This is a genomic window from Luteococcus sp. (genome assembly GCF_043424415.1).
Taxonomy (GTDB): domain Bacteria; phylum Actinomycetota; class Actinomycetes; order Propionibacteriales; family Propionibacteriaceae; genus Luteococcus.
In genome coordinates, this window is record NZ_JBHWOO010000314.1 from 1 (window position 1) to 15,262 (window position 15,262).

Here is a 15,262-nt window from a genome sequence, read left to right on the forward strand (position 1 = left end):
GTGACCCGGAGCTGCGCGACTGGCTGCTACACACTCGCGACTTGCTCATCAGCCCAGAGGAAAATCAGGCTGTCGACCTCGCGGTGGCGGGCCGGCGTCTCGTGGACACTGTGATGGGAGCGCGCCCCGTTCCGTCCCGCGATTCCCGCGTCACGACACCGCGCCCTGACCCCGGCCGGGATCTTCTCGATCTCGTCTCGCCCGCACGACCGCAGGACCAGAAGACCACCGGACCCTCTATCAGCGATCCGGTGGCTCCTTCTGCCGAGGAGGGCCGAGAGGACTCTCTCGAGCAGTAGCCCCCTGGCTACAGCGCAGCTTCGTCTGCCGCCTCATCTTCTGTAGGCATCTCCGCAGCGAGCAAGGGGGTAGGAGACTCTCCCTGGACAGCCAGGTCCTGGCTAAGGGACGTATCGGAGGTGCCGACAGCTGCAGCGTAAGCGTCGATGGCTTCTTCCGGCATTCCGGTGGCCTCCATGTCCTCGATCACTTCCGCCGGCGATAGTGCCCCAGGGGTTCTACCATCATCACCGAACGCCACTCTATCCAGCGTTTCGCACAGATTATCGAGGCTGTGGTGGGTGAGTGTTCCGAGCTGGCTCAGTCTCGTCTCAAACTCGCCCAGCGGAGTGTCGCTGACGGTGGCGGCGTCGTTGTCCCAGGCAGCCCACGATTCAGTCATCCCACGCCGCTGCAGCTCTGCGACGAAGAATCTGTCGGCACCTTCCCTTTCTGCCCACTGGCCCACGACCAGGCCGGCTAAGGCCGCTGATGCCAACTGCCCCGGTGTGAGGTGTCGATACGTCGCCGGACCGGCAGCTCTGGTCGATTGGCGCAGAGTGTGCCGGCGCGATGATCCTGCTGCCTGCCGGATCAGTCGAAGAGCCCGGGCTAGGGAGCGGTCGATCTCTGATCTGGATGAGGGCGTGGGGGTCATGAGGGTGATCCGTTTCTCTTTATGTGCTCGCCGCGATCAAGGTCTCCCGCTTCCTGGGAAAGGGCGTGCAGTCTGCTGGTCAGTTCTTCAAGGGCCGGCTCGTGGAGTTCCCATTGCCGGTGGAGCGGGGTCGGCATGATCACTCCTCTCCACCTTCGGGGATTGGATCAACGGGGAGCGGCAGAGTGGGCATGTCCTGCCGACGGCAGTCCGCCATCACACCGTCGTCGCGCATTAGGTAGCGCATGTGGTAGTCCGCGTGGGACCGCAGGAAAGTCTCCAGGAATGTCGCAGGTTCCGAAATTCGCAACTGCTCGTAGCGGCGCCACAAACTATCCAGGCGGAGGACGACGTCGGCGTGGGCCCACCATGTTTTCGCCCAGCGGACCTCATTGATCCGGGCTTCGGTGACGCCGTAGAGCGGAGCAATGAGCTCATCGACGAACTGGTAGACGTCCAGGAACTGTGTCTCTGGAACTTGATCACTCATGCTGTGACTCCCAGCTGCGCACGGATTCTCTCAGGCCAAGGCCGGACCCAGAAGGGCTCCATCTCCGCGACCATGGGTCGGCGTTTTGATGCGAGCACGAGCGCCCTCCACTGCTGCAGGCTGGCAAGCTCGGAGACAGTGAGGATCTTCTTCTCCCGCCGCTGTGTGCTTACCGAGCGGGGGCCGTCGCCGGTACGGCTGGTCGACGACTCGAAGACCTCGACCTCGCCGATAAGAGATTCAAGCTTCTGCAGCATCTTGTCGTCGCGAACACCGCCGCCGTAAAGCAAGATCGAAGCCGCTGACCACATCGCTTCCATGCCTTCCTCCCCCCACACTCCTACGCCCTGCGTGTACGACTGCAGGATGGTCATCAGGATGATTCCGCGCGAGCCGTAGTGGCTGTAGAGTGACGGAAGTTCTGGCCACTTCACGACATTGGCGGCCTCATCGAGCGCCGCCACGAGCGGCACTGGGAGACGGCCACCACACTGCTCTCCGTATTGCTCTGCTGCAGTAGTTATCGCCGCGGTGAGGGCTGTCGTCAGGGCTGCAGCGTTGTCGGCACCTTCCTTGCTGAGGATGTAGACGGTGTCCTGCTGACCTCGAACGAAGCTGGCAGCATCGAAGCGCCGATGCCCTTCGGCTGGGGTTACCCACTTCAACGTTTCTCGGCGTCCGAGAGGAGTTGCCATCTGGGCAGCTTGTGAGAACAGGCCCGAGCGAGTCTTCTCCGTGATCGTATACGTCGCGGCGAGTGCTGTGGCTTGCTGCGACCATTCGGGATATGCATTCAGAATCCGCACAGAAGTGCGGTCAGAGTCATCATTGACCCAGACATAGACGTCGCCAATGGGACGATTGTCCAGCGCGGCGGCCAACATGAACCGCGACAGCAGGTCGCGGCCGCCATCTGAGAAGTACGCATCCCCGCCACTGTCGTGGCCACGAGCAGCTGTCTTGAAGATATCCGCGAGCCGCAGTGCGGCCGCGTCCATCATGTCGGCCTCGCGCCGGATCATGTCCAGCGGGTCAAAGAACCACGGGGACTGATTGAATCCGGACGCGATGCGCTGCGGATCAAATACCCACACCTCTCCCCTACCGGCAGTGACCGCGATTGTGTCGTCGATGATGTCTCTTTTGTTGGACGTGGTGACCACGTTGCCTGGGGCGTCGACTATCGCAGGGATCACCTGTGACGTCGTCTTTCCCATCCGAGGGCCAAAGATGACCAGGTAGAGGTCCTCCCATGTCGAGTACAAGCCCGTCCTCGTGCCGGGAACCTTACCGAATCGCAGGCCTGGATGACTCTTCGCAAGCTCAGGATGAGGAAGCCACTTCTTTGCATCTTCCTCGGCGTTCCCTCGGCTAAGGCTCTGAACGTCGGACGAATCCGCCAGGTACTTCGCTGCCGCATCGACGCGGGTCGCCGGCTGTCGCCACCGGCGCAGCGCCCACCACACGGTTCCTCCAACTACCGCGACCATCAGCCATGCGGAAGCGACGACGACGGTAGCCGTCATCGACCATGTCCTATGGCCACCGAGGAACTCTCCAAAGGTCATGAACGGGTTGGACGAGGGAGGGGCCGAACCCGTCACTCTGTGCTGGACCCATGCTCCGACCTGGGCTGACAGCACACTTCCTGCCACGACGCCTATGGCCAGGAATCCCATGGCCGTTCCTATGTCCATGCCGACGCCACCGTTGTGACGTGGGTTGCGGCGCCCTCTCGACATGATCAGTCCTCCTCATCGTGTTCAACGAGGCTGGCCAGGTCGGTGTCCTGCCAGCGTTGGAAGCCGGGGGTCTCGGCAAGCCGGATAGCTCGTTCGTCCTCATTAACGTCAACGTCGACCGCGACGCCTTGCCGAGCCCCAGCACGCTGCAGGACGTCGATCTCGAGGTGTGGGCAGGTCGTAACGATTGTCAGCCAGCCGCCCTCACCAGCCGTGCGCAGTGCCTTAGACCCGATCCATACCGCCTTCTCCGCTGCTGACTGCTCGGCACTGACCAGGTCGCCGGGGACGCGCACTCGGTCGTCATCGAAGAATCGCCCGTACCAGACCGCTGATCGGTCAGCAGCGACAACGGCGTACGCGCCTGATCCGTCGTCTCCTTCGACTGCCGCTGACCACAGAGTGACGTGGGGACCAGTGCGAGGAGCGTCGACCAGGGCGGCTACCGTATTGTCCAGCGAGCTTTCCCTCTCTTCGCGGGCCGCGGCCCGCAGGTCGTCATAGAAGACACCGATCTTCTTTAGGGAGTGCTTGAACTTGGGGAAGTCGTTCCTGGTCATCAGGCCCTGCTCTTCTGCGAAGGACTTGAGCTCCAGGTGGGTTAACGCAGTGAGGGACGACTTGTTCTCCGAGACCAGTGTCTCGATTTCTGCCCAACGCTGCCTAGTGTTCGAACTCATGGGGCATGGTTTCCTTTCGTAACTGTGACATCTGATGCTTAGTAAGTGGTGCTGAGGTACTCGTACGACGCCGGTTTCCACTCGCCTTCCACGAGTTCGACAGTGACGGCGACGGTTCCCTCATGAAACGGTGTGCGCTCGCCGTCCGGGTGCCAAATCTCCTGACGGAGGGTCAAATCGACAACCACGGGGCCGTCATCCCCAACGACGCCATCTTCCAAGGGGATGGCCACTGCGTGCACGCGATCACCTGCCGATGCCCACGACTGCCACTGCGGAGGAACCACAGGGTCCGGTTCTCCTACTGCATAGTCATAGAGATCACCTGAGAGACGGTCTGCGATGCTCGCAGCCGATGCCTGCGGGGAAGTCTGCTCTGCAGGATCCCAGCTAAAGAAGGTTGCGATTGCCGACTGGGCGGCGACGGTGGGATCAGCAGTTAATGGATCCTCCACCTCGATCCCCTCGTCCGTCCCAGACTCCACGTCCTCCCGGATCACCGTCTGCGTCAAGGCGTAAGCGCCAATTGCGCCCGCCACCACCAAACCGACAATGACGGTAAGGATGACTAGTGTCCTTCTGCTCATTGCGATTACCTCACTTCTCCGTACTTGGCTGCTTTTTCGGGCACGATCTTTACGTACTTTTGTGTCTCCGCGAACGGAGGTACTCCTCCGTGCGCTGTAACGTTTCCTGGTCCGGCGTTGTAGCCGGCCAACATGAGCTCCACCGGGTCCCCTTCAATCTCCCCTGAGAGAATCTGTGGCTTCTGATCCTCAGCAATCGAGCACAGATAGCGGGCCGCGGCCATTGACGCGTCCCCTGGATCACTGGGGGATCCAGAACCGGCTGGGCCCTCCACCTCGCCGTTTTCGTTTACCTCTGCTCCGATCTGCGCCCACGTACCGGGCATGAACTGCGCGTATCCCAGAGCGCCGGCGTGGGAGACGGCAGACGGAGAGAAGCCGGACTCCTGCTCCATAAGCCCCGCCACCAGTGCTGACGACACCTCCGGGCAAACCCCTCCCGCCCGCTCAATCCACGGCAGCAATTCCGGCGGGATTCCTTCACTCGTGTGCAGGGAGTCATCGACGGCGCCCAAGGCGGTCTCACACTCGGGGTCGGCGCTGCTCCGGTTGACCGCAGCAGACCCCCCGACAGGCCCTGCCCCCAGCTCTTGGCCCGGAACTGCCATTGGGGACGAGTTCAGCGATACGTGGACATGATCGAAGTGGTTCTCGCTCGGAGAGCCGCGATCTTCCATCTGATAGCCGGTCCCGTCCGGGAACGAGATGTACTGCCGCCAGATCAGGTACTCGACGTCGTAGAACTCTGCGTTGGAGAGAAAGTGGCCCACGATCTCATCCCCCAACTCCTTTCCTTCGGAGGTCTCCCACTGCGGAATCATGAAGTCGACTGCCCGGCCTTCCGGATGATCGGCCGCTGCGCCGCCATTCGAGCGCCAACCGCCGATGACCTCGACCACAGGGAAGTTTGCCGCTCCGCCACGACCCGCCTTAACCGCGTTAATCTGAAGATTTGTCTCGTTCAGGCGCGGATCGGGAGCCAGCTCGGTCGTACCCGTGGGCGCGGTCGCTTCCGGGTCACTCGTCTCGCCCGCTGTTCCAGGCTCGACAGCCTTCTCAAGCCACGGCCTCGGGTTTACTGCTTGCCCTCCGGTAAGTCGTCCTCCTGTCCAGACCTCGAAGTGCAGGTGCGATCCTCCCGGACCGGGAGGATCGACGTGCCCGTTATATCCCTCGTCCGCGATGTGCTGACCCGCAGCAACCTCGTCGCCCGCTTTGACGTGGACACCCTCGGCGAACATGTGTCCGTAGACGGTGGAGATCCTCTCGCCGTTGAGGTTGTGGTCAAGGACGATCCACTGCCCGAACCCCGATGCTTCTCCTGCAGCGGCCACCACTCCATCTGCCAGGGCGTAGATCGGCGTTCCAGCACCTTGGGCGATGTCGATGCCCTGGTGTTCCGTTCCCCATCGAGGTCCGAACTCACTTGTGACGGCCGCCATGGCACCGGCCTGCGGCAGCGACATCTCTCCGGTTGGCACACCCCCGGTCATCGGACCGCCGCCGATACCAGGTGTGCAGCGCTCCTCCTCGCCCTGGTCGCCCAGGGCGACGACGAAAAGAACCACGGCCAACGCCAGGACCACTACGAGCACCACGATCTTCTTCACCTGCTCGCCGCCCTGTTTTCGACACTGCATTGACACTTCGAGAGGCGCGTGCGCAGCTCGGTGTTTTCCTTCTCAAGCCACGCCACCCTCCGTTGCGGGGAGGGCCACTGATCCTCCTCGACCAGCCAATCGCGGAGCGTGGTCTTGCCGATTCCATGCTCGTGAGCCGTCGCAATCAATGCGGATGACACCGTTGCGTAGCTCCTCCACCCAGCCGCGAAGTCCCGCATTGCGGCATCCCGGGCCTCGGGAGGTGTCGGCGTTCCGGTTGCCATCACGCATCACCTGCCCTGAAGAAGTCGTCAAATCGCACGTTGGTGTCATGCATACGGTGTTCGATCTCAGATGGCATGAGGATTGTCTGGACGGGGATGCCTGGTGAGCCGTCCTTGGACGGCTTGATCATGAATCGCCCGCGACCTGGAGGGGTAGCTCGTGCACCACGGGTGCGCGATCGCTTCGGTGGGGCTCCCGTCGACCAGGAGGTGATCATCTGTCCTTCGGCCGGGGTGAAGCTCAGCCGTGTGCTGAGAATATCCAGCTCAGATGTAGGAAGTCCTCCGGTGATTACCATGCCGGCACGCTCGATAAATCCCATCGCAGTCTTACGATCTTCCTCGGTGGGGAGTGCCTCGAGGTCCTTGAACGTGTGAGTAATCATGTAGAGCACGGTTGCGTCGGTGCGGTTAAGGCGCGTCAGGCCGTCGACCTGGGCCACCATTCCTGGGGCCGAGGACAAGACCTGCCACATCTCATCCGTGGCCACGGCAAAGATTCTCTGCCCGGTGAGACCAGCGTCGGACAGCATGTGAGCTGCTTCAATCGCACCAAAGGCTGCGGACCAGCAGGCCATCATCACAGCGGCCTTCATTGCGGAGTCCCCTCGGTCGATGGCCGACACGTCGATACAGACCGCTGTGGAATCCACTTCGATGGGAGTGGTGGTCTGACCCGAGAAAATTTGGCCGGTCTGGCCGTCAAGCAGAGCATTCAGTGAGAGAACGAGGTCGTCCACGCGGTCGTTCCATGCTTCATCGTCGCGTGCGCGAGCCAGCGTCCGAAGGTGGTCTGACCCTCGCTCGAGGAGCGTAATCAGATCGCTGAGGACCGGGGGGTTGAGCCAGTCGACCTGATGGGAGTCATAGAGCTCACGGAGCGCGGCCGAGATCAACATGACCTCGTAGTCTCGAATTCGCTCACCACGTCCCAGGCCCACCAGCGTGGTCACCATAGTCACCTGGCGTCCGTGAACCTGTTCCTTAGCACGCTCTAAAAGCTCACCTTTTCCTTCTGCTTCCAGCTTCTCCTGATGCGTTTCAAGCATGGGAATCACCCGCCCAAGGGCACCGACATCGAGGGGGTTTAGGTGTCCCAGACCATGTCCGATAGTGATTACCTGTCCTCCCACCTGCTTTGTGAATCCCACGTACTCACCCTTGATGTCACCCGCCATGATCGGGGTGTGGCCCTGGGCCACATGCCCCATCAGCATCTTGCGGATGAGAGTCGACTTGCCGAGACCGGGAAGCGAAAGAACAAAGCACGACGGGTTGGAAATGATTCCTTCCCTGAACCACGACAGCGGGTCGCAGCAGACTTCGGCTCCTGTGGTCACGTGGGTTCCCAGCGGAGTGCCGATGACCGGTGCCGGGGCACCGACAACGTTGGGATTGAATCCTGCCCCGAAGTTGGTGGTTGTCTGCCATTCTTTAGGCCCTGATACCACCCTCTGGGTGCCACCGGCACGCCCTCGGAAGCCGAAGACCGTCGCACGGGAGTAGGCCCTCTCCCCGACGACCTCGACTGCACCCGCGGTGCGGCTCGACCAGCTCTCTGCACGGCGCAGCTCCGACCTCTGAGCCCGAGACCATCGACGGTAGTTCCTTCCTTGTCGGGTCAAGGGATGAGGAGCTGTTGCCTCACCTGCGGCGATTGCTTCTTGCAGTTCCTCGAAGTTCAAGGTTTTAGTCGTCACAAGATCACCTCCAGGTGCTGCCAGCCGAGCACTCCTAGACCTAGGGCCATGCCCATCCCGAGCTGCTGTCGTCCGAAGAGACGTCGAACCCGCAAGCGTGCTCGTGCGTCCAGCTGCGCTAAGCACAGCGCAGCCAGGTACGTGCCGGTGTCACGGCGCCCCGCCTCATACGAGATCGTCAGGAGTCCGACCCGCCGCCCGGACGAAGTCTTGTCCAAACCCGCCGCAGGACGGAACACCCGTGCCAGACGGAAAGTTGCATCAACTCGTGGTCCCAGATCCTGGATTATCGAAGCGAGCATTTCCAGCACCGTGCCATCTCCGTCACAGGTGACCTCGAATACGACGTGAGTATTCCCGTCGACGGTCACCTCGCTGGGGCCCTCCTCCACTATGGCTGCACGCGGAGGCCAGCTAGCGGGATGAAGCGGTGACCAATGGAGCTGCCCGAAGGACACCACCTCAGAAGAAGAAAGCGGGCGGGAGTGAAAGCCGCTGTCACCAGCTTGCCGGTAGATCGCCGGTGCGGATGTGGCCAATCGGGTGGCCAGCTCTGTCGGATCCCTTCGCTCATCACGGCCTACAGCCTGCATCGTCGCGGAAAGCGACCAGGAGGGTTCATCTTCTGCGACCGTCAGTGTGGACACCGTCGCCAGTAGGCTCTCCATTCCAACGAGGGAGGCTTCCCACATTCCAAGGGCGTCCGGAGTCACGGTGGCGGCGTCCGTCACCCGCGATAGCATAGTGGCCTGCGCTCGACTCGCGTCTGCAAGGAAACCGACGTAGTGGCCATCGAGATCGCGAACCTCGACAATGTCGATGTCCTGGAGCCCGTGAAGAGCTGTGGACGGTTCAGGGACCCTCCTCTTGAAGGGCTTGGTTATCAGATTAAGGCTCAAGATAGTCTCACATTCCTAGTGCTGTATGAGAAAGATCGGTGGTCTCCTTTTTCCAGGGCACCTGTCCAAGCCCACAGCTAATGACGAACCCGGTGTCCTGCTGGCGATTCATGACCTGGAGTCGCACGCTTGCGCCTGACCCAAGCTGCTCAACTTCATGAACCACTCGGTCACGAGTCGCCAAATCATCGACTGTCGCGGTAACGAAAAGGCTGTAGCGTCCGAGCTGCGCACCCCGCGCCTGTGCGCGACGGGCGGCCTCAGTGTGTTCAAGCCGTAGCCCGGTATCTGCGGGTGTGATCTTTTTAGAGCTGTTGCTTGCTGACTTCGCATCGCGATACTCGCTCTCGACTTTGTAGACCCCCTGGCCGGCCTCGTAAGGGCGGTAGACAACCGCCACCCGCTTCCGGATCGCTCGGGCATGAGGGGCCATCAGGCCGGTGAGAAGAGTGTCTTCAAACGTGGAGCGTGGAGCATCCTTCATCTCCCAGGACACCGAAATGCAGCCATCGTGGTAATAATTAGAGGGTGTTGTCCTTGCCACGGATGGGCCTGCATCGGCCCAGCTCACTCCATGCGGCTGCCCTCCCACTTCGAGTGTCTCCAGGTCCGCTTCTGCCGCTGGGTTGTAGAACGCGTGGACGCGAGCAACGATTTCCTCCTCGTCCATCGGTGAAGCAATGATCCCAGCCCATGCAAGCTGTTGGTACCAACCAGGGACACGCGTAGCCAGCTGATCCATGAACGCCTCGTCCGCGAGGCTCTCCCCGTCGAATCGCACCGTAATTGCGATGTGGGACAGAATCTCCGGAACCCCGGTGGCGAGCGTGCTACCCGCCTCCCTCATAATCTGTTCTGCAATTGGCGGTACTCCCTCCGCAACTATGGAGTCCACTTCTTTAGCGACAAGCTGACCAGTCCCAGGCCGGGTAGAGACAACCGTGGCCACGGAGTCGATGTCACCGGAGAAGGACATCATCGACAGCCATCGCGACCACTCTGACGTCTTGATGTTCCTCTCCTCCTGTGTCATCGGCGTCTGGCCGGTGAGCTGGCAGTCGAGCATGACGGTGGCAAGCCGAGCTGGACCGTCGACAATTGCGGCGAACGGCTGATGGTCAACGTCAGTTCCTCTCAGAACCTTGGTTCGCGATAGCACCCCGGGGAGTCGGTGATGGCCACCGGGCACTCGGGACAACTCCCCAGACAGGTAGATGTGCTCACCTGCCCGCTTACGACCGGAGTCCTGCACGATCATGCGGAGTGTGGTGGCCAGGCTTCTTCCTGCCCACTGCACAGTGACCATGGCGGTGACCAGCGCTGTGACAGGCAGGACGACCAAAAACCCGAAGATCGCTTGTCCCGCCAGATGCGCCAGGAGGTAGCCGAAGAATCCGATGGCGACGACCACGGTCGTCTTCATTGAATATCCACCCAGTCCGGTGCGCTGTGACGGGCGCCCAAGTGAGTACTGCACTGCTTCGACGTCGTGTTTGGACATGTGCTATTTCCTTACCTCTGGACCTGGCCGGCGTAGTGCCCCGGCACACCGATCGATTCGTCAAGCAGTCGCTGGGGTGTGTGCGCTCCCACGCGGCCGACTGCCGACGCTCCTCGAGCGGCGGCCCCCAGGACTGCTCCTGATCCACGGGCGACGGATGCGCCCGCCGCTACCGCTCGGCCTCCCCTTCCGCCGACTGCGCCGCGCGGCTGGGAATTGGTGGAGACTGATCCGCCGCGAACACCGGACGAGGGGGCGGCCCCTCCGCCGCCTCCACTGCTAGAAGGTCGGCCACCCATACCGAATCCACCACCAGCTCCCGGTCCCCCACCCGACGCAGTCAACACGGTGCTTCCACCACCGCCAGAGCCCGTTCCTCCTCTGAACGAGGAAAGCTTGCCGCTAGCTGATGTCGCCGCTCCTGCAGCCGCACCCAGAGCACCACCACCCAATGCACCGACCGCACCCATGGAACCACTGAGCATCGGCGCTGCTGCTCCTCCGCCTGCCTGAGCCGCCAGTGGGACAATCGCGCGCACGAGCGCGGGCGCGGTGAATCCCGCCAGACCAATCATCAGTGCGTTGATCACTGCTGCGCTCACGTCCTGGCCGCTCTGGTTATCAGACACGTTCCACAGGACCACCGAGTAGAGAAGGGCACTGACGGGTTTAAATGCGATTCCTGCCAAGAGGTAGGCCACCAAGTGGTTGAGACCTTGGCGTCCGGTTTCCGTGAAAGACAGGGCAGCGAAGAGTGGAGTAAGGCCGGCGACAATCGGAATGACCAGGACTCGCGTGACTAGCGCGAGGATCTGCACAGCAGAACCAGCCAGGGCTACACCGGAGAGGAACAAGGTCAGGATGGGCCCAAATCCGGTCCCTTCCAGCGCGGTGAGATTAACGAATGCTTCCGGCGACGCTGCGCCGAACTGCGCCATGATCTCGTCAGCGAGCGTGTCGCTGGCCATCATCGCCCCGGGGACGATCACGGGCACAGCAATCGAGAAGATGATCCAGCGGACCATGTTGTCACCGATGTCTTCGATCCCTTGCTGGATTCCTCCCCGGCGAGCTGCCGCGAGTCGGTATCCTCCGACGATGAAGCTCGCGATGAGGGCGAAGCCAGCCAGCCCCATGACGATGTTCTTAACACCGCGGATGTTGGCGTCGGTGTTGACCGAAGTCGTCGAGAAGTCCATCCAGAAAGTCATGGCCACTGCCATGGCTTCGGTGTTTCCCTCCATAACCGACTTCACGAACTTACCAATGGCGTCATCCCAGAAGTCTGAATTCGCGACGGCATCCACCGCCTTGTTGACAGGGAACAGGGCCCCACATGTGGCGGTGTTGGTTCCGCGGCCGAGCGATGCTCGGATAGAGTCGTCCTCTTGGTAGTGGGTAAGAAGTTCTTCGAACCGGGTGGGATCGGCTTCACGTGCTTTTTCGATGTCGCTGTCTGCAAGGAAAAGCGTCCCGTCCACGCCAGGAACGGCTCCGTCTGCGATCATCTGCTTCGCGGCTGACAGTTCGATCTGCCCAGCCGTGCATTCCTCCATGGTGGTGGCCTGCTCCTGCTCTTCCTGAGCAACGGCTACCGCCGCCGGGCCGCCGACCAGCACAGCTACGGCCACGGTGAAGCCCATGATCCACTGGGCGAGAGTCTTCACTGGTAACTCACCTGCGTAAAGCCTTCTTCGCTGGCGGTGGTCCGAGCCTGCTGCTCGTCGGCACTGCCGCTGAAATCAGCCTTCCAATCACCGTCCGTCCAGATCAATGGAACGCGCGCCACCGTGTGCTCAGCCGGGATACCTGCTCCCTGTTCTGCTGCCTTGTAGAGAACTTCCACCACCATCACACGCGGTGAGCAGGTCACCAGCCGATATCCGTGGGCGGCGGCCACCGTTGTGGGGCGCGAGTACGCCATTCCTTCTTCATCGAGAGGCAGCTTGAAGAAGTCACGATCCTCAGCCACTCGCTTGGAGCTCGACCACAGCGCACGGTCGATCTCCTCACCAATCTCATCCCCTTGGGCCGGTAAGCCGTATCCGGTCTGGTTCATCGCGGCGACCACCGCTCCCTGCGGTGACTTCGCGTACCCTCCGGGCACCCCCTTGGTCATAGTGGTCGGTCCGGCCTGCTCGTTAACCACCAAGAACCGTGCGTTGACGTACTGCTGCTGGGTCTTGTCCTCAAGGACGACACCACCTGGGGATGAACAACTGTCCATGCTCTCGACAAAGGAACTCCGCTCAGGGAGGTCTCCATCGTGGTTGTCGGGCGTCCACACCGGGCGCTGCCAGTACGAATCGACGGAGTATGTCCCCGGAGTTGCGTGAGGGGTGTCGTCGAATCCTCCGGTCACGTCGGGCCAGGAGCGCTGGTCATTGTCGATCATGGCTCCGCCTGGAGCCGGCGGATCAGCCTCGGCGGTCGGAGCTGTCACTTCGTCCCCCGAGTCTGGGGCACCAGGCTCCGGCGTAGAGCACGAGGCCAAGAGCAGGGAGGACGCCAGGGTGATCGCCGCCAGCACCTGGATGGTTCTTCTTCTACGGATCATGGTTCGGTTTCCTCACTGTCGGGACTGAACGGCGTGAACTCGGAAAGGTGCTGGTCAGACAAGGCTGTGAGGTCGGGCGCTTCGTCCTGGGTCGGCAGAACAACTTTCCAGTCTCCCGTCATCCGACTCAGCTGCACTGGCAGCGCGGCCACCGTTCCGTCTGGCCAACGAGCCGCCACGGTCACCAGGGCCGAGTCCTCGGAGAAATCATTAATCCTGAATCCGTGCATATCGGGGGCGTCCACGAGCGTGCCTTCTACGGAGACAAGAGCACGCGCCTGCGCCCATTGATCTCGACCAGGGCCCGGTTCAATCAGTGTCTGGGATACGGCCGGCCATAGAGTGTCGTCAGCGCCGGAAAGAAAAACCTGCGTCGTCATGGCGGCGAGGACTGCCCCCTGAGGATCACCAGACCACCCGTGGGGAACTGGATTTGACGTGGACGGACCGGACACGTCCGATGAAGGGTAGGACAGGCCTGCAGGCCCGGTCAGCCATCGGACCTCCTCGGGCGCGGACACCAGATCCGGCCCCACAGGAGACGAGGGGGCGTCGTGGGGGCTAGAACACGAGGTCAGGAGCAGGGCTGCACTTAGAATGGTCGCCACCGTTGTTTTTCGCTTCATGGGAATAACTCGCTTTCAGAAGTTGATTTGAGCGGTTTAGATCAACCAGGTCGCCAGACTGACCGAGCTGCTGATGATGGCCACGCCGATGGCTATCTGGAGTGCTCTGACATGCGTTGATGTAGCACTCACCGGCTCCCCGCGGTCCTTATCAAGAACGACCATTCCTCCCAGCAGGAGAACGGTCATCATGGACAGCGCGAGACAGACATACATAGCCAGGTTGAGCCAGCTCACGATCTCTGCGATCACGGCGCTCGAGGGAGTCCAGGTCGACGTCGGTCGCTGCGCTGCCATGGTGGTCATAGGAATGCGCCCACAATCGCCGTCGCGCTGCCGACGATCATGGCGCCGATACCAATTCGCAGAGCCATCGCGGTTGCCTCCTCGCTAGACCCTTCTCGCCGGGACAGAACCATCGCGGCGCCCGCGGCGATCACGCCGATAATGATGAAGACGATGCCGATGTACATCGCTAGGTTGAGGATGCGGTCGAACTTCGCGGCGATGTCCGCTGGCGCCTGGGGTTGAATGTTCTGCCCAGGCATCTGTGCGAACACGAGAACACGGTCGGTAAAAGTCAGCATGAGCTAGTCCTCTTCTTTCGAATCTGTGGCCTTAACGGCTTGGTATGCAGCGAGAAAAACGTCGTGCCCGACTCGGGCCACCTCCACAGAAACTTCCTCCGTGACCCCCTGCTTCTTTCGTCGCTTCTTGGGGTTTTCCGCTTCCGGCGAAGGAATCCACGTGGCGAGCTCATGGGGCAGGTGGTCCCGGATTCCGGGCTCGTACCCGATGTGCCACAGGGTGGTCAGCTCGGCCAGGATGGAGATCTTTTGTTTGAGCGGCTTGGACAGCTTTCCTGGAGAGTCAGCGATCACCACCACGCCGAGGACCGTGCAACCGGTGCGGTCGTCGCGCTGCCCTTGGAGAACGACCGAGTGAGCTGCATCGAGACCCGTCATAGTGGAGCGGCATACGACGACACAGGTGGTGAACTCTTCGGCGGCCGGCCAGACCTGGCCTGCGTCTCCGGCAGGTGCCCACAGCCGAGCCAGTGTCGTTGCTCCGGCTCCACCGTGCGCGCCGACGCACCAGAAAGCCGGTGCTGTGGATGAGCCAGCCTCTAGCGGTGTCGATGCAACCGGTAGTTCTCCCTCGATTGGGGACGCCGGGAGATCATGCCTCTCTTCGATCTCAACGGCTGCTACGGCGATGGATACCTCTTGCTCGGGGTCCGGGACCACACTCAGTGCGCGGGAACTCATGATGTGGCCTGCAGTGCTTGAAGGACGTCGGCCACGTCTCCTGATGCGTAGGATGCCGTCGCCGTAGTGGTGGCCGGGTCGGAGAGGGTACGTCCCACTTCCTGTCCCACGACGTCAAGTAACCAGTCGCTAGTGGCTCCGCTGGCGGTCTGGCCACTGTCATTAACAGCCTGGGTCCGGTAGTTCTGCTTTCCCATGCCGGTGCTGACAGCTGCTTGGACGGCGGCTTCGGCTAGGCCGTGATCATCGACGCCGGCTGCTTCGGCCTCATCCGAAAGGCGAACAGCTGCGGTCGTTAACGTCAGCGGCGACACCAGGTCAATCGACGCTTCACCGGCCTTCAGCAGCGCGACACCCGCACCTGCTGCCGGAGAGATCGCTGATGCTGCG

General features: G+C 61.8%; 17 protein-coding genes. 1 reads left to right on the top strand and 16 read right to left on the bottom strand.

What is annotated here, in order from left to right; genetic code table 11:
* Positions 1 to 299: hypothetical protein (locus ACHFFZ_RS17410; protein WP_394277843.1), on the top strand; the 299-nt coding region annotated here is incomplete at its 5' end.
* Between the two features lie 8 nt (positions 300 to 307).
* Here ACHFFZ_RS17410 and ACHFFZ_RS17415 read toward each other — a convergent pair.
* The 16 genes from ACHFFZ_RS17415 to ACHFFZ_RS17490 form a co-directional block, all read right to left on the bottom strand.
* Positions 308 to 682 carry a hypothetical protein gene (locus ACHFFZ_RS17415; RefSeq protein WP_394277844.1) on the bottom strand — a complete coding sequence of 125 codons (375 nt, stop codon included), beginning with the start codon at positions 680 to 682 and terminating at the stop codon, positions 308 to 310.
* Positions 683 to 1,076: 394 nt separating this feature from the next.
* Positions 1,077 to 1,427 carry a DUF4913 domain-containing protein gene (locus ACHFFZ_RS17420; protein WP_290217256.1) on the bottom strand — a complete coding sequence of 117 codons (351 nt, stop codon included), beginning with the start codon at positions 1,425 to 1,427 and terminating at the stop codon, positions 1,077 to 1,079.
* Positions 1,424 to 2,953 carry a type IV secretory system conjugative DNA transfer family protein gene (locus tag ACHFFZ_RS17425; RefSeq protein WP_394277845.1) on the bottom strand — a complete coding sequence of 510 codons (1,530 nt, stop codon included), beginning with the start codon at positions 2,951 to 2,953 and terminating at the stop codon, positions 1,424 to 1,426. Before ACHFFZ_RS17425 ends, ACHFFZ_RS17420 begins: the two co-directional genes overlap by 4 nt.
* A gap of 218 nt (positions 2,954 to 3,171) precedes the next feature.
* Complete coding sequence (locus ACHFFZ_RS17430; RefSeq protein WP_394277846.1) at positions 3,172 to 3,849, bottom strand: hypothetical protein; 678 nt, start codon at positions 3,847 to 3,849, stop codon at positions 3,172 to 3,174.
* A gap of 38 nt (positions 3,850 to 3,887) precedes the next feature.
* A complete protein-coding gene (locus tag ACHFFZ_RS17435; RefSeq protein WP_290221430.1) occupies positions 3,888 to 4,436 on the bottom strand; it encodes a hypothetical protein in 549 nt (182 codons plus the stop codon).
* Positions 4,437 to 4,441: 5 nt separating this feature from the next.
* Positions 4,442 to 6,046 carry a peptidoglycan DD-metalloendopeptidase family protein gene (locus tag ACHFFZ_RS17440; protein ID WP_394277847.1) on the bottom strand — a complete coding sequence of 535 codons (1,605 nt, stop codon included), beginning with the start codon at positions 6,044 to 6,046 and terminating at the stop codon, positions 4,442 to 4,444.
* 274 nt (positions 6,047 to 6,320) lie between these two features.
* A complete protein-coding gene (locus ACHFFZ_RS17445) occupies positions 6,321 to 7,661 on the bottom strand; it encodes an ATP/GTP-binding protein (protein WP_394277848.1) in 1,341 nt (446 codons plus the stop codon).
* Between the two features lie 356 nt (positions 7,662 to 8,017).
* Positions 8,018 to 8,920, bottom strand: a complete 903-nt coding sequence (locus tag ACHFFZ_RS17450) for a hypothetical protein (protein WP_394277849.1) — start codon at positions 8,918 to 8,920, stop codon at positions 8,018 to 8,020.
* A gap of 7 nt (positions 8,921 to 8,927) precedes the next feature.
* Complete coding sequence (locus ACHFFZ_RS17455) at positions 8,928 to 10,421, bottom strand: SCO6880 family protein (protein ID WP_290221422.1); 1,494 nt, start codon at positions 10,419 to 10,421, stop codon at positions 8,928 to 8,930.
* A gap of 11 nt (positions 10,422 to 10,432) precedes the next feature.
* On the bottom strand, positions 10,433 to 12,088 hold the full coding sequence (locus tag ACHFFZ_RS17460) for a hypothetical protein (protein WP_394277850.1): 1,656 nt from the start codon (positions 12,086 to 12,088) through the stop codon (positions 10,433 to 10,435).
* Entirely contained in the window at positions 12,085 to 12,816 is a 732-nt protein-coding gene (locus ACHFFZ_RS17465; RefSeq protein WP_394277851.1) for a hypothetical protein, read from the bottom strand. The genes ACHFFZ_RS17460 and ACHFFZ_RS17465 overlap by 4 nt, the downstream gene beginning before the upstream one ends.
* Before the next feature lie 158 nt (positions 12,817 to 12,974).
* Positions 12,975 to 13,358, bottom strand: coding sequence for a hypothetical protein (locus ACHFFZ_RS17470; RefSeq protein WP_394277852.1), 384 nt, complete (start codon positions 13,356 to 13,358; stop codon positions 12,975 to 12,977).
* Between the two features lie 282 nt (positions 13,359 to 13,640).
* Positions 13,641 to 13,910: a hypothetical protein gene (locus tag ACHFFZ_RS17475; protein WP_394277853.1), complete on the bottom strand. Its 270-nt coding sequence runs from the start codon at positions 13,908 to 13,910 to the stop codon at positions 13,641 to 13,643.
* Positions 13,907 to 14,191, bottom strand: a complete 285-nt coding sequence (locus ACHFFZ_RS17480) for a hypothetical protein (RefSeq protein ID WP_290221412.1) — start codon at positions 14,189 to 14,191, stop codon at positions 13,907 to 13,909. Before ACHFFZ_RS17480 ends, ACHFFZ_RS17475 begins: the two co-directional genes overlap by 4 nt.
* 3 nt (positions 14,192 to 14,194) lie before the next feature.
* Positions 14,195 to 14,872: a DUF6668 family protein gene (locus ACHFFZ_RS17485; protein ID WP_290221410.1), complete on the bottom strand. Its 678-nt coding sequence runs from the start codon at positions 14,870 to 14,872 to the stop codon at positions 14,195 to 14,197.
* Positions 14,869 to 15,262, bottom strand: a 394-nt coding sequence (locus tag ACHFFZ_RS17490) for a hypothetical protein (protein ID WP_394277854.1), incomplete at its 5' end; no start/stop codon positions are given. The genes ACHFFZ_RS17490 and ACHFFZ_RS17485, both read right to left, overlap by 4 nt.

Coding starts and splice junctions, on each gene's coding strand:
- ACHFFZ_RS17415 (WP_394277844.1), bottom strand. CDS start 682: ATGACTGAATCGTGGGCTGCCTGGGACAACGACGCCGCCACCGTCAGC.
- ACHFFZ_RS17420 (WP_290217256.1), bottom strand. CDS start 1,427: ATGAGTGATCAAGTTCCAGAGACACAGTTCCTGGACGTCTACCAGTTC.
- ACHFFZ_RS17425 (WP_394277845.1), bottom strand. CDS start 2,953: ATGACGGCTACCGTCGTCGTCGCTTCCGCATGGCTGATGGTCGCGGTA.
- ACHFFZ_RS17430 (WP_394277846.1), bottom strand. CDS start 3,849: ATGAGTTCGAACACTAGGCAGCGTTGGGCAGAAATCGAGACACTGGTC.
- ACHFFZ_RS17435 (WP_290221430.1), bottom strand. CDS start 4,436: ATGAGCAGAAGGACACTAGTCATCCTTACCGTCATTGTCGGTTTGGTG.
- ACHFFZ_RS17455 (WP_290221422.1), bottom strand. CDS start 10,421: ATGTCCAAACACGACGTCGAAGCAGTGCAGTACTCACTTGGGCGCCCG.
- ACHFFZ_RS17465 (WP_394277851.1), bottom strand. CDS start 12,816: ATGATCGACAATGACCAGCGCTCCTGGCCCGACGTGACCGGAGGATTC.
- ACHFFZ_RS17470 (WP_394277852.1), bottom strand. CDS start 13,358: ATGACGACGCAGGTTTTTCTTTCCGGCGCTGACGACACTCTATGGCCG.
- ACHFFZ_RS17475 (WP_394277853.1), bottom strand. CDS start 13,910: ATGACCACCATGGCAGCGCAGCGACCGACGTCGACCTGGACTCCCTCG.
- ACHFFZ_RS17480 (WP_290221412.1), bottom strand. CDS start 14,191: ATGCTGACTTTTACCGACCGTGTTCTCGTGTTCGCACAGATGCCTGGG.
- ACHFFZ_RS17485 (WP_290221410.1), bottom strand. CDS start 14,872: ATGAGTTCCCGCGCACTGAGTGTGGTCCCGGACCCCGAGCAAGAGGTA.